The sequence below is a fragment of the Haloimpatiens massiliensis genome, assembly GCF_900184255.1.
Taxonomy (GTDB): Bacteria; Bacillota; Clostridia; order Clostridiales; family Clostridiaceae; genus Haloimpatiens; species Haloimpatiens massiliensis.
The window spans coordinates 900,508-919,286 of record NZ_LT854640.1 but is presented as its reverse complement, the minus strand read 5'-3'; the positions used below and the strand labels follow the sequence as shown (position 1 = coordinate 919,286).

General features: G+C 27.8%; 23 protein-coding genes and 1 pseudogene. 21 read left to right on the top strand and 3 right to left on the bottom strand.

The window, feature by feature from the left end:
- Positions 1 to 3: 3 nt before the first annotated feature.
- The 4 genes from C1715_RS12590 (at position 4) to C1715_RS12575 (ending at position 3,208) form a co-directional block, all read left to right on the top strand.
- Positions 4 to 978, top strand: coding sequence for a 2-hydroxyacid dehydrogenase (locus C1715_RS12590; protein ID WP_102400828.1), 975 nt, complete (start codon positions 4 to 6; stop codon positions 976 to 978).
- Between the two features lie 417 nt (positions 979 to 1,395).
- Positions 1,396 to 1,671 carry a DUF1294 domain-containing protein gene (locus C1715_RS12585; RefSeq protein ID WP_102400827.1) on the top strand — a complete coding sequence of 92 codons (276 nt, stop codon included), beginning with the start codon at positions 1,396 to 1,398 and terminating at the stop codon, positions 1,669 to 1,671.
- A 293-nt stretch (positions 1,672 to 1,964) separates the two neighbouring features.
- Complete coding sequence (locus tag C1715_RS12580; protein WP_102400826.1) at positions 1,965 to 2,270, top strand: HIRAN domain-containing protein; 306 nt, start codon at positions 1,965 to 1,967, stop codon at positions 2,268 to 2,270.
- Between the two features lie 461 nt (positions 2,271 to 2,731).
- The gene (locus C1715_RS12575) at positions 2,732 to 3,208 is read left to right on the top strand and encodes a GNAT family N-acetyltransferase (RefSeq protein WP_102400825.1); all 477 of its coding nucleotides are present in this window, start codon (positions 2,732 to 2,734) and stop codon (positions 3,206 to 3,208) included.
- A gap of 57 nt (positions 3,209 to 3,265) precedes the next feature.
- On the opposite strand, the gene C1715_RS12570 is transcribed toward C1715_RS12575, so the two are convergent.
- Positions 3,266 to 3,652, bottom strand: coding sequence for a hypothetical protein (locus tag C1715_RS12570; RefSeq protein WP_102400824.1), 387 nt, complete (start codon positions 3,650 to 3,652; stop codon positions 3,266 to 3,268).
- Between the two features lie 328 nt (positions 3,653 to 3,980).
- On the opposite strand from C1715_RS12570, the gene C1715_RS12565 reads away from it, so the two are divergent.
- The 10 genes and pseudogenes from C1715_RS12565 (at position 3,981) to C1715_RS12525 (ending at position 10,698) form a co-directional block, all read left to right on the top strand.
- Entirely contained in the window at positions 3,981 to 4,463 is a 483-nt protein-coding gene (locus C1715_RS12565; protein ID WP_180964077.1) for a GNAT family N-acetyltransferase, read from the top strand.
- 84 nt (positions 4,464 to 4,547) lie between these two features.
- Positions 4,548 to 4,736: pseudogene (locus C1715_RS19810) on the top strand (YdbC family protein); the annotation flags it as partial.
- A 279-nt stretch (positions 4,737 to 5,015) separates the two neighbouring features.
- Positions 5,016 to 5,423 (top strand): PadR family transcriptional regulator, encoded by a 408-nt coding sequence (locus tag C1715_RS12555; protein WP_242971951.1) that lies wholly within the window; start codon positions 5,016 to 5,018, stop codon positions 5,421 to 5,423.
- Between the two features lie 12 nt (positions 5,424 to 5,435).
- On the top strand, positions 5,436 to 6,071 hold the full coding sequence (locus tag C1715_RS12550) for a DUF1048 domain-containing protein (protein WP_102400821.1): 636 nt from the start codon (positions 5,436 to 5,438) through the stop codon (positions 6,069 to 6,071).
- A gap of 138 nt (positions 6,072 to 6,209) precedes the next feature.
- A complete protein-coding gene (locus C1715_RS19480) occupies positions 6,210 to 6,383 on the top strand; it encodes a hypothetical protein (protein ID WP_180964076.1) in 174 nt (57 codons plus the stop codon).
- A gap of 529 nt (positions 6,384 to 6,912) precedes the next feature.
- On the top strand, positions 6,913 to 7,341 hold the full coding sequence (locus C1715_RS12545) for a flavodoxin (protein WP_102400820.1): 429 nt from the start codon (positions 6,913 to 6,915) through the stop codon (positions 7,339 to 7,341).
- Between the two features lie 15 nt (positions 7,342 to 7,356).
- Positions 7,357 to 7,968: a DUF3793 family protein gene (locus tag C1715_RS12540; RefSeq protein ID WP_102400819.1), complete on the top strand. Its 612-nt coding sequence runs from the start codon at positions 7,357 to 7,359 to the stop codon at positions 7,966 to 7,968.
- A gap of 353 nt (positions 7,969 to 8,321) precedes the next feature.
- Positions 8,322 to 8,456, top strand: coding sequence for an aspartyl-phosphate phosphatase Spo0E family protein (locus C1715_RS12535; protein ID WP_102400818.1), 135 nt, complete (start codon positions 8,322 to 8,324; stop codon positions 8,454 to 8,456).
- A gap of 211 nt (positions 8,457 to 8,667) precedes the next feature.
- The gene (locus tag C1715_RS12530) at positions 8,668 to 9,762 is read left to right on the top strand and encodes an AI-2E family transporter (protein WP_102400817.1); all 1,095 of its coding nucleotides are present in this window, start codon (positions 8,668 to 8,670) and stop codon (positions 9,760 to 9,762) included.
- Between the two features lie 36 nt (positions 9,763 to 9,798).
- Entirely contained in the window at positions 9,799 to 10,698 is a 900-nt protein-coding gene (locus C1715_RS12525; protein ID WP_102400816.1) for a glycosylasparaginase, read from the top strand.
- A 249-nt stretch (positions 10,699 to 10,947) separates the two neighbouring features.
- On the opposite strand, the gene C1715_RS12520 is transcribed toward C1715_RS12525, so the two are convergent.
- On the bottom strand, positions 10,948 to 11,829 hold the full coding sequence (locus tag C1715_RS12520) for a pyridoxamine kinase (RefSeq protein WP_102400815.1): 882 nt from the start codon (positions 11,827 to 11,829) through the stop codon (positions 10,948 to 10,950).
- 280 nt (positions 11,830 to 12,109) lie between these two features.
- Here C1715_RS12520 and C1715_RS12515 point away from each other — a divergent pair, with 280 nt between their 5' ends.
- Positions 12,110 to 12,430, top strand: coding sequence for a LapA family protein (locus tag C1715_RS12515; RefSeq protein WP_102400814.1), 321 nt, complete (start codon positions 12,110 to 12,112; stop codon positions 12,428 to 12,430).
- An 81-nt stretch (positions 12,431 to 12,511) separates the two neighbouring features.
- Here C1715_RS12515 and C1715_RS12510 read toward each other — a convergent pair whose 3' ends face one another.
- A complete protein-coding gene (locus C1715_RS12510; RefSeq protein ID WP_035290345.1) occupies positions 12,512 to 12,706 on the bottom strand; it encodes an alpha/beta-type small acid-soluble spore protein in 195 nt (64 codons plus the stop codon).
- 212 nt (positions 12,707 to 12,918) lie between these two features.
- On the opposite strand from C1715_RS12510, the gene C1715_RS12505 reads away from it, so the two are divergent.
- From C1715_RS12505 to C1715_RS12480, 6 genes are all read left to right on the top strand, one after another.
- Positions 12,919 to 13,155, top strand: a complete 237-nt coding sequence (locus tag C1715_RS12505; RefSeq protein ID WP_102400813.1) for a hypothetical protein — start codon at positions 12,919 to 12,921, stop codon at positions 13,153 to 13,155.
- A 218-nt stretch (positions 13,156 to 13,373) separates the two neighbouring features.
- Positions 13,374 to 14,084, top strand: coding sequence for a pseudouridine synthase (locus C1715_RS12500; RefSeq protein ID WP_102400812.1), 711 nt, complete (start codon positions 13,374 to 13,376; stop codon positions 14,082 to 14,084).
- 55 nt (positions 14,085 to 14,139) lie between these two features.
- Positions 14,140 to 14,682, top strand: a complete 543-nt coding sequence (gene mnmM / locus C1715_RS12495; protein WP_102400811.1) for a tRNA 5-(aminomethyl)-2-thiouridylate-methyltransferase MnmM — start codon at positions 14,140 to 14,142, stop codon at positions 14,680 to 14,682.
- Positions 14,683 to 14,969: 287 nt separating this feature from the next.
- Positions 14,970 to 15,848, top strand: a complete 879-nt coding sequence (locus C1715_RS12490; protein ID WP_102400810.1) for a MurR/RpiR family transcriptional regulator — start codon at positions 14,970 to 14,972, stop codon at positions 15,846 to 15,848.
- A gap of 223 nt (positions 15,849 to 16,071) precedes the next feature.
- The gene (locus C1715_RS12485; RefSeq protein WP_102400809.1) at positions 16,072 to 17,337 is read left to right on the top strand and encodes a Glu/Leu/Phe/Val family dehydrogenase; all 1,266 of its coding nucleotides are present in this window, start codon (positions 16,072 to 16,074) and stop codon (positions 17,335 to 17,337) included.
- Positions 17,338 to 17,549: 212 nt separating this feature from the next.
- Entirely contained in the window at positions 17,550 to 18,773 is a 1,224-nt protein-coding gene (locus tag C1715_RS12480) for a BaiN/RdsA family NAD(P)/FAD-dependent oxidoreductase (RefSeq protein ID WP_102400808.1), read from the top strand.
- Positions 18,774 to 18,779 lie beyond the last annotated feature (6 nt).

Sequence of the window (18,779 nt, the reverse complement as noted above, 5' to 3'; positions counted from 1 at the left end):
GGGATGATTGTGAAGCCTAAAGTATATATTGCTCGAAGAGTTTCAAAAGAAGTTCAGGAATATATTTCAAATTTTTGTGATCTTGAAATGAATGAAGGTGATGAAATACTCTCCAGAGAAGGAATAATAAAAAATTATAATTATATTGATGGCTTGATAACCATTGGAACAAAAATAGATGAAGAATTTTTAGATTCTATGCCTAATTTAAAAGTAGTAAGTAATATATCTGTAGGATATGATAATTTTGTAATTAAAGATATGAAAAAGAAAAAAATAGTAGGTACTAATACTCCAGATATACTAAATGATACAGTGGCAGATTTAACTTTTGGACTTATATTATCATTGGCAAGAAGAATACCAGAACTTGATAGAATAACAAAAGCTGGAATGTGGGAAAAAGTTTATCCAGAAGAATATGTAGGTACAGAAGTACATCATAAAACTTTAGGCATAATAGGTATGGGAAGGATAGGTGAGGCTGTAGCTAAAAGAGCTAAATTAGGATTTGATATGGATGTATTATATTATAATAGGCACAGAAAAGAAGAGATAGAAAATAAGCTGGGAGTAAAATATTCCTCTAAAGATAAGCTTATAAAAAATTCTGATTTTATTGTGATTTTAACTCCCCTTACTGAAGAAACATATCATTTCATTGATGCTAGAGAATTTAACTTAATGAAAAAGTCAGCAATAATTATTAATGTGTCTAGAGGGCAAACGATTAATGAGCTAGCTCTAATTGATGCTCTAAAAACTGGCAAAATAGCAGGGGCAGGATTAGATGTGTTTGAAAAAGAACCTACAGATAAAAATAATCCTCTTTTAAGAATGGATAATGTAGTAACTCTGCCACATATAGGATCAGGTACATGGAAAACAAGAAATGATATGAGTATGATGGCAGCAGAAAACATGGTTTCAGCATTACAAGGAAATATACCTAAAAATTTAGTAGAGGAACTTGCTTAAAAGTTCTTTGAAAATAATTTAGTATATAAATATTTGGTCTTAAGAGAAAATAGTATGAAGTAGAATAATGTTTTAGGGTTGTCGCACTAAAAATAAATACTACAATATACTGTGTTAAGTTTAAACTTGCAAAACAGTATATTGTATGTAAATTTCTTAATGCGACAGCTTCTTTTTATAAATAATTTTAAACAAGAAATCGCTTAACCTATGTAAGCGAACATAGAGTTCATTTAACGTTCAGACATATAAGATTAAAATAGTAGTATAATGAAAAAAATATAAGTAGATGCATTTATTATTAAGACAGCGGTAAGGAGGTGAACTGGGGCTATAAATCTATATAACATAGAAAAGTTAAATATATAGTAAATAGAAAATTAAAAAATATTTATAGATTATTGGCAACGGGAATTTATGAACATATACTTAAAGTATTATTTTATTTTTTTAAATTTATTAGGATTTATATGTATGTATATTGATAAAGAGAAAGCTAAAAGAAATAAATGGAGAATAAAAGAAAGTACTTTGTTGGCAATAGCAGCATTTGGAGGAAGTATAGGAGCTTATTTAGGTATGAAAATATTTAGACACAAAACTAAACATACTAAATTTAAATATGGTATTCCCATTATAATATTAATTCAACTATTAGTACTTTTATATTGGAACAATAAAATATATAAATAAAAAATCAATACAATGATTCAGCCAAAAAAAGTACAATAGAGTAGAATTATTAAATTTCTCCTCCATGACTTGCATAAGAGCTGGGAACAATAAATTTAATTTAAACAGTTCCTTTGCTTCTTGTGCAAGTCATTTCAGAGAAATTTCATAATTCAAGTAATGTAATACTTTTGTGGGAGTGGGATAATCATATAATTATTAGAAAAATAAAATAATAACTTGCAAAAGGAAATATTATTTCTTAGTGTTGTTATATTATATAAGTAACATGAATTAGATAGGAGAGGAATAATATGAGCAAGGGATATATAACAATAGTTGGATGTGAACACTATTTTGGAGATAAGATACTGAGAGTAGGACAAATAGTAAATCTTATTAAGGACTATGAAAATGAATACGATGATGAGGCTATAAAAGTAGAGATATCTAGTATTGGTAAAGTAGGTTATGTGGCTAATAGTCCTTATACTGTAGCTAGAGGTTGTAAAAGTGCTGGAAGAATATACGACAGCTTTGAGGAAAAAATTACAGCAAGCATTAAGTTTATTGTAAAGGGAGTAGCTATTGCAGAGATACATGATAATTCAAATGTGTAGGAAGTTTAACGAAGAAATTTTCCTTTCACTTAGGCTTTACTGAATTTCTTTTGAAATCCTTGTATCCTATTTTATTAAGACCTGAAGGATATTCAGAGAACAGCTTTGAAGGCTAGAAACCCGAAAGGAATCCCTGAGGCTCTGCTACAGTGAGTATGCTTATTAAATCTAATCATATTTTATGTTGTGTGAAGATTTTGATAATTAGATTATAAGTTAATAATGACTTAAAGAGTTGTATTATTTTGTATTATAATATCATTGGGGGTTTGATTTGTATTAAATACAAAATATATGTTGGCTTTAATTATTATATGGCAAGTATAATGAAAGTAATATCTAAAACTAGACTAAATACATCTATTATAATTAGGCAATAACGAGAATTTAAAGTATATAAAGATTTTATTTAAAAAGTGCCATCAATTGTAAATATGATTTATTAAATAGGGGGAAGATGGATGAAGATACAACTAAAAAGGGACTTAATTGAGCAGATAAAAATTTCAACTGAATTTCAAGTAAAGGAATTAACTACAGTAGGAAAAGAATTGAATGATAACTTAAATTATTGCCTTTCAAAATTTACGGAGGGAATATTAGACCCAGATATTGCAGGGAAAAGTCCTAATAAATTTATTTCTAATCTTCAAAGGGGACTTTTGGGTGATTTTTCAAAAAAATATATCATAACTGCACAGGACCAAAATGATACAATAGGTATTTTAATAGGTATACCAAAAGAGGAGAAATTATTACATATTTATTCTCTACATGTCTCTCCAAACTATCGAAATAAAGGTGTTGGGTCAGCGCTATTATCTAAGTGTATAAATGATGCGTATTTTAATAATATAAAAGGAATAATTTTAGATGTTCATATTGATAATAAACCTGCCTATAATTTATACAAAAAATTTGGTTTTAAAGAAGTATAAAAAGGTAATAAGTAAGTTTAGTAATGCACATTCATTTTTTAGTGCGATAGCCCCTTTTTAATTAGCTAAAAGTTTCTCGATATAGTTAAAATCAATTTTGTTGTTATTTATCTTATAATATTTAGTTGTAGATTTTTTGTAATCTTTTTGAGAATCTTTAAAATAAGGAATAATTTCAATAATGGAGTTGTCAAGAAAATTTATTGTTATCATGCTAAAAATATTATTTCTACCTTCTTGTAAATTTTGATTAAAAATAATGGTTGAAATCATATTTATATTTGCAGATTTAGTATTAGTATTTTTAAAAGCTCCTTTATCACTTAGTTCAGTAAGTTGAAACTGATTTAGGTAATCTAAAATTTTTTTACTTTTTTCTTTGTAATTCGTATATATTTGTGGATTTTCTTGATTTTCAGTTTTTATAGTTCTGGTAACTACCATGGTACTATAAGTAAAATCATTATAATATTTACTTACATTTAATGAATATAAGGTTCCAGTTTCTTTATGAATGTGTTTATATAGGATATAAGTAATGAATACACAAAAAATAATCATTACTATAATAATTATTTTTTTCGTGTTTTTTCATTTAAGTACTTCCTTTCTAAATGATACTGTAGATTAATTATATATAATATTGTACCACATATGAATAAAATGGTAAATAAGAATATATATTACATTTAATAGAAGATACTTAAACGCTTTAAAATGTAAAATAAAACGAATTAAAGATTATTTAGATTATCAAGGAGGATATATAACTTTGGAAAATTTATTATTGAAACTACGAACACTTGAACATGTAAAAATCTTTTGGAAAAAGTCTCAAGATGAAGAGATAGAGAGGCTATTTCCATTTAACAGGGGTACATTAAGCGACGCAATCAAATTATATAAAGAATCATTAAAGCCTGGTGCAAGGAGCTTTGGAAAAGTTATCGATATAAATGGTAAATATATAGGTGATGTTTGGTGCTATGGAATAGATGAGGATGATGAGAAGCAGGCATTCGTAAGTATAGTCATATTTGATAAAACATGCTGGGGGAAGGGAATTGGCAAACATGTATTAAAACAATTTTGTCAACTTGTTTTTGAAAGATATGCTATCAATAAATTATGTGCATTTACTTATAAAGATAATAAAAGATCCATAGGTGCTTTGGAAAGTGTAGGATTTAAAAAGATTGAGGAAGTGGAAGAAGATGGTGTGTTTTCATGTTATTATGAATTATTGAGGTTGTAAAAAGTGTATAAATACATGTGGAAAACATAATGATTGACGAGTATATAATTAAAACATTATAGAGAAGAGAGAGTAGAAGAATCATTAGGAGCACTCTCAGAATCCCCAAAAGGCTGGAAGAAAGAGTTAAACTTAATTTTCTGGAATGATAAAAATCCCAAATATGATTTAAGAGATTGGGATCCTGAGCATAAGAAAATGGCTAAGGGTGTAACATTGACAGTTGAGAAATTGAAGAAGCTAAAAGAAATTTTAAATGGCATGGAGCTATAGAAAATAATATAATATTCAATATATCTTAGGGTTCTGTTTTTTCTATAAATACTTCTAATAATTTAGATTTAAGGGTAAAATAGTAACATAATAAAGAAAAGGTAGAGGTAGGTGCATTCTTTGGAAGGAAAGTGCTATTTAAGATACTGAAAGTAATACAAATAGTAAGGCGTATTAAAGATTATGAAAATGAATATGATATGTCTATAAAAAATGTTTAACTGGAACGTATGAGAACTATATAGATATAGTTTTTATACGTTTTTTCATATTAAAAAAATGTATTTTATAATTGATAGAAAGTCTACCTTGTGGTACAATGTAGCTACTAGATTGTACCACAAGGTAGGTGAGAATATGAGTTATAATACGCAATTATATAGAGGGGTAATTGAGGGAGCTATACTTAAAATAATTTCTACTTCTGAAACTTATGGTTATGAAATATATCAGAAACTTAAAGAGTATGGATTTAGTGAATTTGCAGAAGGGTCCTTGTATCCTATTTTATTAAGACTTGAGCGAAATAGTTTTATTGTTGCAAATAAGAAAAGATCTCCATTAGGTCCCGAAAGGAAATACTACAACTTAACATTAAAAGGTCAAGATTTGTTAAGTGAATTTGAAAAGCAGTGGGATACAGTTGTTTTAAATATGAAAAAGGTTTGGAAAGATACTAGAGTCTAGGAGGATGATGTAATGACAGTATATGAAATTTACGAAGAAGCAAATAAGCTAGGGGGAGAATATTATACAAAATATGATAGGATATATAACTATATAAGGTCATCTAGTTTAAAAGAAGAACACATGGAAGATATTTTAACAGATCAGTTAGATGTATTTTTAGATATGCAGATTAGAAATGAAAATCCAAATAATATAATAGGAAATGATACAGAAGAATATTGCCGTCGAATAATAGAAGCCTCTAATTCTAATTTAAGTAAATCACAAAAATTTATGCTTAAAATTGAAAATATATTTTATATGATAGGTATATTTTTAACTGTTTTATCATTGCCATCAGCTGTAGAAAAAGGCGAATTTGTATTTTATCAGTATCATTTTGTTTTACTACTATTGGTAGTAATGTTATCTGCTGCTTCTTTGAAGATGATTAAGAAAGGTGTAGAACCTATAGTTTCAGCTTTAATTATAACATTTATACTAATACCTAGTGCATTTTTAATACCTATATTTGGAGCAAGATATTTTGGAGCTGTAGTTTTAAAATTAAATTTATGGATTTTAATATTAATATTAGCCATAATATGGTCTAGTTATTTTTATATAAGAAATAAGAATAAAAAAAATGTTGTTAAGGATATTTAATAATGTTTATAGTAGTTTTATGAAATTACATGTAGTTTTATGTGGTTACGTTGAAGTTTCATGCGTTTTTTAGTATAATATAGGCACAAACACAAATTGATTGGGTAGTTAGTTGTGAAATTATAAGGAGGGGATAAAGTGGTAGCTATTAATACTGATTATATGCAAACGTATCCATCTACATCACATACAAAAGGCATGCTTAAGCAAATTGCAGATGCTGGATTTACTCATGTGCATTGGGTGCATGAGTGGAAGGGAACATATCAATATAGTTATTCAGAAATGTTACAAATTAGAAGCTTATCTTAGGTGACAGGCACCTACCGAATTTTGTTGAAAAAACAGAAGTTTTAGATAAATAGCTGAAAGAGCTAGCTATTAGAAGCTAGGGCTTTTGTTTAAAAGATGTTACAAAAATAAATGATAACTATATAAATACCTAATTCTATTGTATATAATAGTGTTAGGTATTTATTTTACAATTAGTAGTAAATATAATAAAGTGTAAGAAGTAAAGGTGATAGAGATAGGAAGAAGTATGTTTTAAATTTAATTACATCAAAATTAAATAGTGTATTAAAATATTTAAGATTTGAGCATGTAAAGGGAGAAAAAATTACAGAAATTCTTGTAGAAATTAGATTTATATTGCAAGAAGTAGCTGTGGAACAGTTGGAGTTATTTTAAAGCAAAAAATATAATAATTTTACAAAGGTACACTAAATAAAATTAGTGTACCTTTCAAATTTTTGTGTATATATTGCAAAAAAATAAAATAAATGCTAAAATAAAATTGATATTGAAAATCATTATCATTCATAAAAGGGAGGAGTAATTTATGAAGAAAATTAATATAATATACTGGAGTGGTACAGGTAATACGGAAAAAATGGCAGAAGCAATTAGGGATGGAGCATCCTTAAATGATGTAGAAGTAAATTTATTAAATGTAACTCAGACAGAAATTGAAGATATAACAGGCGCAGATGCTATTGCATTAGGTTGCCCAGCTATGGGTGCTGAGGAACTAGAAGAAGGTGAAATGGAACCATTTATAGAAAGTATTGAGTCAAAATTAACTGGAAAGAAACTAGCATTGTTTGGATCTTATGGTTGGGGCGATGGAGAATGGATGAGGAATTGGGAGAATAGAATGGAAAGTTTAGGTGCCCAGTTATTAGAAACAGGATTAATAATAAATGAGGAACCAGATGAAGAAGGGCTAAAAAAATGCAACCAGCTTGGAAAAAAATTAGCTGATATTTAGGGGAAAGTTTGTTTTATGAGTGAATTAGAGTCAAAAAAATATATTAAAATTATGAATAATGTTAATGAATTAGAGTATTTACTTTTTACTATAGTGTATAATGTATCCCCAACAATAGCTGGAAAAAAAGCATCTTCTCTTTTGGTATTTAGAAAAAATGGAAGAAATCTATATAAATTATGGTTAGAGAATAAAGAAGAAATTAGAAATACTTTAAAATTAAAATACTTTCATTTAAAAAACACTCATGATACTTGTGTAGTTTTATTCTATAATGAAGAGATGCTAAATAACATTCTTCAAGATAATAAGACACAAAAATTTTTAAAAAGGTTTAATTATTGTAATTTTAATTCACTATTAAGTTGTTTGGAACTATTAAGAGAGAGATATGAATATGCATGTCCTCATGAAATGGGAATATTTCTTGGATATCCCCTAGAAGATGTAGTTGATTTTATTGAGTGTCCAAATAAGCAGTGCCTTTTAAGGGGGTATTGGAAGGTATATAATAATGAAAAGTTTGCTAAAGATAAATTTGATATATATGATTCTATAAAAAGTAAAGTATTAAATCTTTTATATAAGGGGGAAAACCCTAAAAATATATTAATGGGTAAAATATAAATTTTCTTTGGATTAAGGAAAGAATAGTTTTTGCATGCTAGACTTTCCTTTCCTTATTTCTATTTCATGCTTTGGTGAGTTTTACGACTTTTTTTCATTTTAATCTCCTTTTTTCTAAAGTAATAGATACGTAATATGATTATATGTGTTGATTTTTAGTTTTACAAATATAAGGCATTGTACAAACATTTATTTACAAATTATGTAAATAACAACGATGAAATAAAATTTAACTTGTAAAATTTTCATATTATAGTATGTTTTTTGTATTTTTGCCTTTACTTTATTTTGTTATTGAAATATAATAGAAAATGTTGGGATTAACGATTTGATATATAGGAGAGGGAGAAACTATGGAAGAAGTTAGAACTTTATTACATAAGATAATAAATGATACCAATTTAGCTTTAAGTAGTGAAGAAGTGGTAACTATTAGTCAACAGTTGGACAAGCTTATTTTAAAGTTTTATTTAGAGCAAAATGAATGAGGAAAACTTAAATTTAAAGTGAAAAAGAAAAATTTAAATTTAAGAGTGGTATAAAGTTTGTAAGAGGTGTTTCTTTTGCAAACTTTATTATATTATGGGTACATATGAGAAAGTTTATATTCATATTGTAAATTTCTTATTTGCGTGATACTATTAACTTTATACTTTTAATTATACTGCATACAAACAAAAGTATAAAGGAGGGCATAAATTGAAATTTGATAAGAATAAAATTAAGTATTTTGATTTAATAGTAGCAGTTTTTATAATTTTTATAGGTATTGAATTAGTTTTAAATTATAAAACTGCATTTTATTTATTAAGTAAAGTGGTTAAAATTTTAAAGCCTTTTATTGTAGCATTTATAATAGCCTATGCTTTAAATCCTGTAATTAAATTTTTAGAAAAGAAATTTAATTTTAAAAGAAGCTATAATATACTAATAACATATGTTTTTTTAATAGGAATTATAGTTCTATTTTCAACAATATTAGTTCCTAAAATATTTTACAGTGGTATGGATATGTTGCATAACATCCCTAATTTTGTATCAGAAATTAGTCAATGGATAGATGTAAATTTAGCAGGCAAGATAGGAGATTTAGGAGAATTTTTTAATAATAATGCTAGTGGATTGTTGAAAAAGTTAAGTGAACTATCATCATCTTGGCTGAATGTAGGATTATCAAAGTTATTTAATTTTACTAATTCATTAATAAATTTAGTTTTTGGATTAATAATAGCCATATATATTTTAGCAAGCAAGGAGAAATACAAAGAAATTTCTGAGGACTTTGTATATGTAATTTTTAAAGATAAATGGGGAAATAAAATAATTGAGTTTATAAAAAATGTAAACAGAATGGTAAGTTTATATATAGGAATAAAGGCCTTAGACTCTTTAATAATAGGAGCTATAGCTTTAGCGGGTTTCATACTATTTAAATCTCCATATGCCCTAATTTTTGGTTTAATAGTGGCGGTTACAAATATGATACCTTATTTTGGACCTTTTGTAGGGATGATACCACCATTCATAATAAATATTTTTTATTCTCCTAAAAAGGCAGTATTTCTTCTAATATTTTTAATTTTGCTTCAACAGTTTGATGCTTGGTATTTAGAACCAAAATTAGTAGGGGATAAGGTTGGATTAAGTCCATTCTTAATTATATTAGGTATAACCGTGTTTGGAAGTTTATTTGGTATATGGGGAATGTTATTAGCATCACCTATAATGGCCGTACTTAAAATATATATAGGTGGATGGTTTACAAGAAAAGTAGAAAAATATAAGAATACATAATTTATAGTAAATAATTTCATACAAGGAGGGGTTTCTATGTGGGGAATTATAGGTACTTGGGAAATGGCATTAGAAGGTATAAAGAAGGCTTCTAGTTTGTTGGAGAATGGAGATAGTGCTGGTATAGCTATTATTGAAGCGATAAAGAATGTGGAGGATAATCCAAGCTACACGTCTGTAGGTTATGGTGGCCTTCCAAATGAAAATGGTGAAGTAGAACTAGATGCAGCTTTTATGGATGGAAGTAATTTATCTTTTGGTGCAGTGGCAGGTATAAAAAATTTTAAAAATCCTATAAATATAGCTAAAGAACTTAGTAAATCTAGATTTAATATTTTTCTAGTGGGAAAAGGTGCAGAAAGTTTTGCAGAAAAAAGTGGTTTTGAGAAAAAACATATGTTAACCTTAAAAGCAAAAAAAGTTTGGGAAAAAAGATTAAAGGATATTAAAGAAAAAAATTTAAGTCCATATGCTGGCCACGATACTGTAGGAATGGTATGTTTAGACAAATATAAAAATATGACAGCTGCTACATCCACTAGTGGACTTTTTATGAAAAAAGAAGGTAGAGTAGGAGACTCTCCTATGCCTGGATCTGGTATTTATGTAGACAGCAAAATTGGTGGTGCAACTGCAACTGGGTTAGGTGAGGATATCATGAAGGGTTGTATTTCTTACGAAACTGTCCGACTTATGGAAGAAGGATACACTCCTCAGGAAGCTGCTCGTATAATTACAGAAAAATTTAATAGAAAACTTATGGATAGAAGAGGCGTTGCAGGTGCTTTTTCTATAGTTTGTATGAATAAACAAGGGCAATGGGGAGTTGGAACTAATGTAGAGTTTCCATTTGTGGTGTCCACAGAGATAGAGGGAACGAAGGTCTATATGGCTAATTTTAAAAATAATAAAACTGTATATAAAGAGTTGATTTAAAACCAAAAAACTTTTTGGCTTTAATAACATCACTCGTTAAAAGATAAATTGCAATTACCATTTTCTTATATAATATATTGGTAATTGTAATTTATTTAGATTCTATAACTTTTTCGAATTTCAACTCCATTTTTGGGATTAGTTCCTGGGCATTAGGAATTATATAGTGTATTATTAAGGAGCCTATTTTGGGGCTTCTGCTTCTGTTCTTGCTCCCATTGGAAATTATATAGTATATTATTAAATCAATTACTTTAAAATTTCATAACTACTAACTATTACGGGTAATTTTAATGTATCTAGAACCCTTTCTAAAAGCACTCCCTCTCTATTAGGATATTTAAATCCATAACTAGCTTTAATGCTTGTGCTTATAAATTGCACACCTCTATCCAATGCTATGGGTAAACTGTCTCCTTGAAGAAGACTTCCTATGAGCACGCTAGTAAAAGAATCACCAGTTCCAGGATAAAAAGTAGGAATGTATTTACAACTAACTTTCCAAAAGACATTATCTTCTTTATTGTAGGCAACTACACTGGTATTTTTATCATTAGATAAATCTGGAACGCTAGTTATTATTACTATATTAGGTCCTAAATCAGATAATCTAATACAACAATTTTTAATTAAATCTTCAGTGACATCTGAATCTTTATTTAGATTTTCGCCTATAAGATAAGCAGCTTCTGTAATATTAGGAGTTATTATATCAGCTTTTTTTATTAGATTCCTCATATTTTCAATCATTGATATATCCATTGTATTATATAGCTCTCCATTGTCACCCATAACTGGATCTATTACAACTAAAGTATGTTCCCTTTTAAATAAATCTATAAAATTAGATATTATGCTTATTTGTCTAGGAGAACCTAAAAAACCGCTATATATGCAGTCAAAATCTATTTTTAGTTTATGCCAGTGATTTATATAACCTTCCATAGAATCTGTAAGATCTAAAAAACTATAGTCCTCAAAACCATCAGTTTGAGTAGAAAGTATAGCTGTAGGTAATGGACAAACCTGTATTCCCATTGTGGAGAGTATTGGTATTATGGCTGTCAAAGAAGATCTTCCAAAGCCTGATAAATCATGTATAGCTGCAACTCGTTTTACTGGTTTGATCATATAAAACTCCTCCTTATTTTACGAGAACTTATAATTATAGTCTCTTTGTACTTTAATGCTCCTACAGAGTTATATTTTATTATTTCATAAAGATGCATATTTTTCAAATGTATGGATACAATTTTGAAAAATACGTTATACAATAAATAATATACCATGTAAGAAGGAAAAATAATATCATTATTGAATAATTAATATATACAAAAAAGTAAGATATGTATTTTATAAATAAATAGAAAAGGCAGGTGAGAGTCTGGGAAGAACCATTTCAGACGAAGATATGAGAAATACTTTTATTGTTTGGTTAGTTTTTGCATTGCTTATAACTATTTTTACAATTCAAAATGCTGCAGTTATAACTGTGAAGTTATTTATGTGGCAATTTAATATTTCTCTTGCAGTGATAATTTTATTATGTATAATTATAGGCGCTGTGGTAGGAACATTATTGGGATTGAAAAAAGAGATGAATTTGAAAAAAGAAAATAAAAAATTGGTAAATGAAATTACTAATTTAAAAGGAAAAATTAATGATACAAAATATAATAAGGAAATTGCAACTGACAGTGATAAGTTTGAAAACTGTAATATAGATGAATAAAATGAAAATTAAAATTAAAAGGGACCATTAATAATATGGTCCCCTTTAGAAATTTAAGTTAGCTATTTAATTGTTTATTGATTATTTTATATTTCTTTCGTAAGATTCAACCATTCTCTTTACCATTTCGCCACCAACAGAACCGTTTTGTCTAGAAGTAAGGTCTCCGTTGTAATCGCTTAGAGGTACGTTTAATTCATTTGCTACCTCCATTTTAAATTTGTTTAAACCAGTTTTAGCTTCTGGAACTAAAGTTCTATTATTATTTCTTGCCATATTTATTACCTCCTTTTTTTTTAGGTTGTATATATATATTGTGCAAATTAAAGGTGAATATGTTAGTAACTCTATGGTTTGTAATCCATATTATAGAATAAAATTAGAATTTTACTAAATAAACGTTTAAAGAGAATAAAAACGCTATATGTATTTACAAATATGTGCAAACTTAGTATAATATTATAAAAGGATTTAAGGAAGTGATGTTTATGGATAATAATAAAGATAAAATAGTAAGTGAAGAAACTACTCGCTCACATTCTAATATTGTTTCTATGACAGGTAATGTGTTAAAACCTTCCAAGGCTTCTAAGGGAATAAATAAAATTGAATCTAATAAAACATTGAAGGAAAAAATCTTTTCTATTATAATTGCTGTGGCTCTTATAGCTGCTCCTATAGGTGCAATAGTGCTTATAAATTATTTGATTAATTTAAATAGATAATATAAATATAATATATATAATTATGTAAAGAACCTTAAAAAATATTTTGGTTCTTTATTTTTTTATTAAAGTCTTATATAAGTCTTTATAAATAAATATAAGTATAATAAAATAAATTAGTATTAAGAATGAAATTCGTTTTTAAATTATTGTTTAAGAGTCAATAAAAAGTAATACAGAGAACTAAAAAATTTAAAATAGATAAAGGATGGTTTAAAATGAAAGAGAGATTGCAAAAATATATGGCTAGGTGTGGAGTGGCATCAAGAAGAAAATGTGAGGAATTCATAACTAATGGAGAAGTTAAAGTAAATGATCAGGTAGTAACTGAATTAGGTTTTAAAGTAGATGATTGTACAGATAAAGTTATTTATAAAGGGGAAATTTTAAAACCAGAAGAAGAAAAAATATATATAATGTTAAATAAACCTGCAGGATATATTACGTCAGTTAAAGATGAAAAAGGCAGAAAGACTGTTTTGGATTTAGTTAAAACTAAAGAAAGAATATATCCTATTGGAAGATTAGATTATGATACTTCGGGATTAATACTGCTTACAAATGATGGTGATGTATACAACAAACTGATACATCCAAGAGAGGAAATAGATAAATTATATGAAGCTATTATAAAAGGAATTCCAAACAAAATGGAAATAGATAAATTTTGTAATGGTGTTGATATTGGTGGATATATAACATCAGAAGCAAAAATAACTATACTAGATAAAAAAACAGGAAAATCAAAGGTTCATATTATTATACATGAAGGTAAGAATAGGCAGGTTAGAAAAATGTGTGATGTAATAGGTCATCCAGTAATGAACCTTAAGAGAAAGTCTATAGGAAAATTAGGACTTGGAGATTTACAAGAAGGCAAATGGAGGTACTTAACTGAAGAAGAGCTTAAGTATATAAAAAATTTATAACAAAATTTGTTTTAAGTTTATATTGTAAGAAAATACAAAAATAAGGAGAGTGCCAATGTTTAATTATGGTAATAGTATAAGTAAATTAGCTCAAGATATAATAAAAAATTATTGTAGTAATTTTAAAGTAGCTATAGATGCTACTTTGGGCAATGGACATGATACAGATTTTTTAAGTTCTATTTTTAATAAAGTATATTCTTTTGACATCCAAAAGTGTGCTGTAGAAAATTATAAAAGCAGAGAAAACCATAATGTAATTGCTATAAATAGTTCTCATGCACATATAGATAAATATGTTCAGGAGAATGTGGATTGCGTAATGTATAATTTAGGTTATTTACCTGGTGGGGATAAGAGTATAACTACTAAAGTAGATAGTACACTAGAGAGCTTAGAATCTTCATTAAAGCTCTTAAATAGTGGTGGCATAATAACTTTATGTATATATTGGGGACACCAAGAGGGAAAGAAAGAAAAAGAATCTATTTTAAATTTTGTAGAAAAGCTTTCAAAAAAAGATTTTAGCGTAATGATGCACAGCTATTTAAATAGAAGTAATGAACCTCCAATACTTTTAATTATAGAAAAGAGATGATTTATATTATATACATATGAATTATAAAAAATAAAAACTTGAAATTGTAGATATAAAAGAGTTTTAATAATAGAATCTCATGTACAAAATAGTGAAGCTTTTCAATAAAAGTCTAGTATAATTAAATATGTGATTTGATTTAAACTAAAAATGATAGAAATATAGTAAATATTTATAGAGAAAATTAACAAAAAAATGAAAGAAATCTTGAAAACTTCTTCAATAGATGATAAAATGAATCATATAATTCATTTCAATGATAATATTGAAGAAAGGATTGAATAGCTATGGAAGATACTAGACAAGATTTAATGAGAACCATTCAAATAAAATTTCCACGATTAAGCAAAGGACAAAAATTAATTGCAGAATATATATTAAAACATTATGATAAGGCTGCTTTTATGACAGCAGCAAAGTTAGGGATTAGTGTAGGAGTAAGTGAATCTACTGTAGTAAGATTTGCCAATGAACTTGGATTTTCAGGATATCCAAAGCTTCAAAAGGCACTTCAAGAACTTATAAAAAATAAATTAACTACAGTTCAGAGGATAGAACTTTCTAATGATTTAATTACAGAACATAATGCCTTGAAGGGTGTATTAAAATCTGATATAGAAAATATTAGATCAACTTTAGAAAAGATTAATCATAAGACTTTTGAAGACGTAGTAGATCTTCTTTTTAAATCTGAAAAGATATATATTATAGGACTTAGAAGTTCTACAGCTTTAGCAGAGTTTTTAGGATTCTATTTAAACTTAATATTGGACAACGTTAAAGTTGTAGGATATGGCATGAGTGATATATTTGAGCAAATGCTAGGATTAACAGAGAAAGATTTGGTAATAGGTATTGGCTTCCCAAGATACGCTACTAGAACTATAGAAGCTTTAAATTTTGCACAAAGCAGAAATGCGAAAGTGGTTGCTATTACTGATAGTTTACTATCACCTTTAGCTGCTAGTTCAGATTATTCACTAATTGCTCAAAGCAATATGGCTTCTTTTGTTGACTCTTTAGTAGCACCGTTAAGTGTTATTAATGCCCTTATAATTGCAGCTGGATTAAGAGAAAAGGAAAAAATTTCATCTACATTTACAGATTTAGAAAGTATCTGGCAAGAATATCAAGTATATTCTTATAAGAGTAAGGAAGAAGAATAATATATTTTTAGTAGACGGTACAAATGTAAAATTAATTACATTTGTACCGTCAAAATTTGTAAAATAAAAACTTTTTAAAATAAAAATAAAATTTTTTAAATTTTTAAAAAAAAAGAAGGATTACTATGAAAGATATCGAATATAGTATTATGTGAGAAAGATGAAATGCAATAATTAAACACAATGAAATATAAAATGCAAATTTTATTAGGGGGTAATAATTATGGCAAAAGAAACTTTAAATCCATTAGTAAATGCTCAAAAGCAAGTTAAAGATGCTTGTGAAAAACTAGGTATGGAGGCTTCAGTTTATGAATTATTAAAAGAACCTTTAAGAGTTATTGAAGTATCTATTCCAGTAAAAATGGACGATGGTTCTGTAAAGGTATTCAAAGGATTCAGAGCTCAACACAATGATGCTGTAGGCCCAACAAAAGGTGGAGTAAGATTCCATCCAAATGTAAGTTTAGACGAAGTTAAAGCTCTATCAATCTGGATGACTTTCAAATGTTCTGTAACTGGAATTCCATACGGTGGAGGAAAAGGTGGAATAATCGTTGATCCTAGAGAATTATCTGAAGGAGAACTTGAAAGATTATGTAGAGGATATGTTGATGGTATATATAAATTAATCGGCGAAAAAGTAGATGTTCCAGCACCAGATGTTAACACAAATGGACAAATAATGTCTTGGTTTGTTGATGAATACAATAAATTAGTTGGACATAGTGCAATGGGAACATTCACTGGTAAACCAGTTGAATTTGGTGGTTCAAAAGGAAGAAATGAAGCTACAGGATTTGGCGTTGCAGTAACTGCAAGAGAAGCTGCTAAAAAATTAGGTATTAATATGAATGGAGCTAAAATAGCTGTTCAAGGTTTTGGTAACGTAGGAAGATTTACAGTTAAAAATTGTATTAAACTAGGTGCTAAAGTTGTAGCAGTTGCAGAATGGTGTAAAGAAGAAGGAACATATGTAATATACAATGAGAATGGTTTAAGCTTTGAAGATATGAATGCATACATGGGAGAACATCATAACTTAGTAAACTTCCCAGATGCTAAGAAAATATCAATGGAAGAATTCTGGGGATCAAAAGTAGATATATTAATTCCAGCAGCTCTTGAAAATGCTGTTACAGCTGATGTTGCTAAATTAATAAATACTAAATTAGTTTGTGAAGCAGCTAATGGACCAATAACTCCAGAAGCAGATGCAATATTAAATGAAAAAGGAATAACTGTTACTCCAGATATATTAACTAATGCTGGTGGAGTTACTGTTTCTTACTTTGAATGGGTACAAAACCTATACGGATACTATTGGGGAGAAAAAGAAGTAGAAGAAAAAGAAGAAGTAGCTATGATAAACGCATTCAATGCTATTTGGTCAATAAAAGAGGAATACTCAGTTCCAATGAGAAAAGCAGCTTACATGCATTCAATTAAGAAAGTTGCTACTGCTATGAAATTAAGAGGATGGTACTAATCCTTATATAAAGTACTGAGGTAAAAGAGGGTTAAAAATTAACCCTCTTTTATAATGCAAAAAAACTTTTTAATACATTAAGTGTAGTTCACATTATTATTATAAAATACTGTTCAATATAAAAAACCTTTGAATATATTAAGCTAATTCTATTGAATAATTATTGTTATTATATTAAATTATAATAGTAAGTATAATAAGGCGGTGATATATTGGCAAAGGTTGTTGTAATAGGTGGTGGCCCAGGAGGAATGATGGTAGCGGTAACTGCCTCTAAAAATAAAAATCAGGTTATATTGTTAGAAAAAAATGAGAAGCTAGGAAAAAAACTTTTTATCACAGGTAAAGGAAGGTGTAATGTAACTAGCTATAAGGATATAAGTGAGTTTTTTCAATATATTCCTACTAATTCTAGTTTTCTATACAGTGCACTTTATAGTTTCACAAATATAGATACTATGAATTTTCTCGAAGAAAATGGAGTTAAACTTAAAGTTGAGAGGGGAGACAGAGTTTTTCCAGTGTCTGATAAATCTTCAGACATAATAAGGGCATTTGAAGATACATTAATTAAAAATAATGTAAAATTAAAATTTAATTGTGATGTTAGAAAATTTATAACAGAAGATAATGAGATAAAAGGAGTTAAACTGTCCTCTGGAGAAATTATTTATGGAGATAAATTTGTACTCTGTACAGGAGGGTGCTCTTATCCTCAAACAGGTTCAGATGGATATGGTTATGAACTTGCTAGGTTAGTAGGGCATAGTATTGTAAAGCCTAAAGGAGCTTTAGTGCCAATAGAAGTTCAGGAAAGCTGGGTAAAAGAGTTACAAGGACTTTCTTTAAAAAATGTTGAAGTTAAAATTTATAGTGAAAATAGTAAGAAGGTATTATACAAGGATTTTGGAGAAATGTTATTTACTCATTTTGGACTATCAGGTCCTATAATTTTAACTGGAAGCAATGTAGTAAATCGAAATGATAATGTAAAGATAAGCATAAATTTAAAACCAGCTCTTACACAAGAACAGTTGGATAAGAGAATTCGAAATGATTTTAAAAAGTACTGCAATAAGGATTTTAAAAATTCATTGGATGATTTATTACCTAAAAAACTTATAGATGTGATTGTTAAATTAAGTGGTATTGACCCAATTAAAAAAGTAAATTTAATAACTAGAGAAGAGAGAAAAGAACTGGTACATTTACTTCAAAATTTAACCTTTAATATTAAGGGTACAAGACCTATTGCAGAGGCAATTGTAACTTCTGGGGGAGTAGATGTAAAGGAAGTGGATCCTTCTACTATGGGTTCTAAAAAGGTTTCTAATTTATATTTTGCTGGAGAAGTGTTAGATTTAGATGCGGAAACTGGTGGTTTTAATATACAAATTGCTTTATCCACTGGATATTTGGCAGGTATGGATTTTTAAATTACA

Bases quoted from the DNA above. Each gene is read 5' to 3' on its own strand.
- C1715_RS12590 (WP_102400828.1), top strand. From the start codon at position 4: ATGATTGTGAAGCCTAAAGTATATATTGCTCGAAGAGTTTCAAAAGAA.
- C1715_RS12585 (WP_102400827.1), top strand. From the start codon at position 1,396: ATGAACATATACTTAAAGTATTATTTTATTTTTTTAAATTTATTAGGA.
- C1715_RS12580 (WP_102400826.1), top strand. From the start codon at position 1,965: ATGAGCAAGGGATATATAACAATAGTTGGATGTGAACACTATTTTGGA.
- C1715_RS12575 (WP_102400825.1), top strand. From the start codon at position 2,732: ATGAAGATACAACTAAAAAGGGACTTAATTGAGCAGATAAAAATTTCA.
- C1715_RS12570 (WP_102400824.1), bottom strand. From the start codon at position 3,652: ATGGTAGTTACCAGAACTATAAAAACTGAAAATCAAGAAAATCCACAA.
- C1715_RS12555 (WP_242971951.1), top strand. From the start codon at position 5,016: ATGTATTTTATAATTGATAGAAAGTCTACCTTGTGGTACAATGTAGCT.
- C1715_RS12550 (WP_102400821.1), top strand. From the start codon at position 5,436: ATGACAGTATATGAAATTTACGAAGAAGCAAATAAGCTAGGGGGAGAA.
- C1715_RS12545 (WP_102400820.1), top strand. From the start codon at position 6,913: ATGAAGAAAATTAATATAATATACTGGAGTGGTACAGGTAATACGGAA.
- C1715_RS12540 (WP_102400819.1), top strand. From the start codon at position 7,357: ATGAGTGAATTAGAGTCAAAAAAATATATTAAAATTATGAATAATGTT.
- C1715_RS12535 (WP_102400818.1), top strand. From the start codon at position 8,322: ATGGAAGAAGTTAGAACTTTATTACATAAGATAATAAATGATACCAAT.
- C1715_RS12525 (WP_102400816.1), top strand. From the start codon at position 9,799: ATGTGGGGAATTATAGGTACTTGGGAAATGGCATTAGAAGGTATAAAG.
- C1715_RS12520 (WP_102400815.1), bottom strand. From the start codon at position 11,829: ATGATCAAACCAGTAAAACGAGTTGCAGCTATACATGATTTATCAGGC.
- C1715_RS12515 (WP_102400814.1), top strand. From the start codon at position 12,110: ATGAGAAATACTTTTATTGTTTGGTTAGTTTTTGCATTGCTTATAACT.
- C1715_RS12510 (WP_035290345.1), bottom strand. From the start codon at position 12,706: ATGGCAAGAAATAATAATAGAACTTTAGTTCCAGAAGCTAAAACTGGT.
- C1715_RS12505 (WP_102400813.1), top strand. From the start codon at position 12,919: ATGGATAATAATAAAGATAAAATAGTAAGTGAAGAAACTACTCGCTCA.
- C1715_RS12500 (WP_102400812.1), top strand. From the start codon at position 13,374: ATGAAAGAGAGATTGCAAAAATATATGGCTAGGTGTGGAGTGGCATCA.
- mnmM (WP_102400811.1), top strand. From the start codon at position 14,140: ATGTTTAATTATGGTAATAGTATAAGTAAATTAGCTCAAGATATAATA.
- C1715_RS12490 (WP_102400810.1), top strand. From the start codon at position 14,970: ATGGAAGATACTAGACAAGATTTAATGAGAACCATTCAAATAAAATTT.
- C1715_RS12485 (WP_102400809.1), top strand. From the start codon at position 16,072: ATGGCAAAAGAAACTTTAAATCCATTAGTAAATGCTCAAAAGCAAGTT.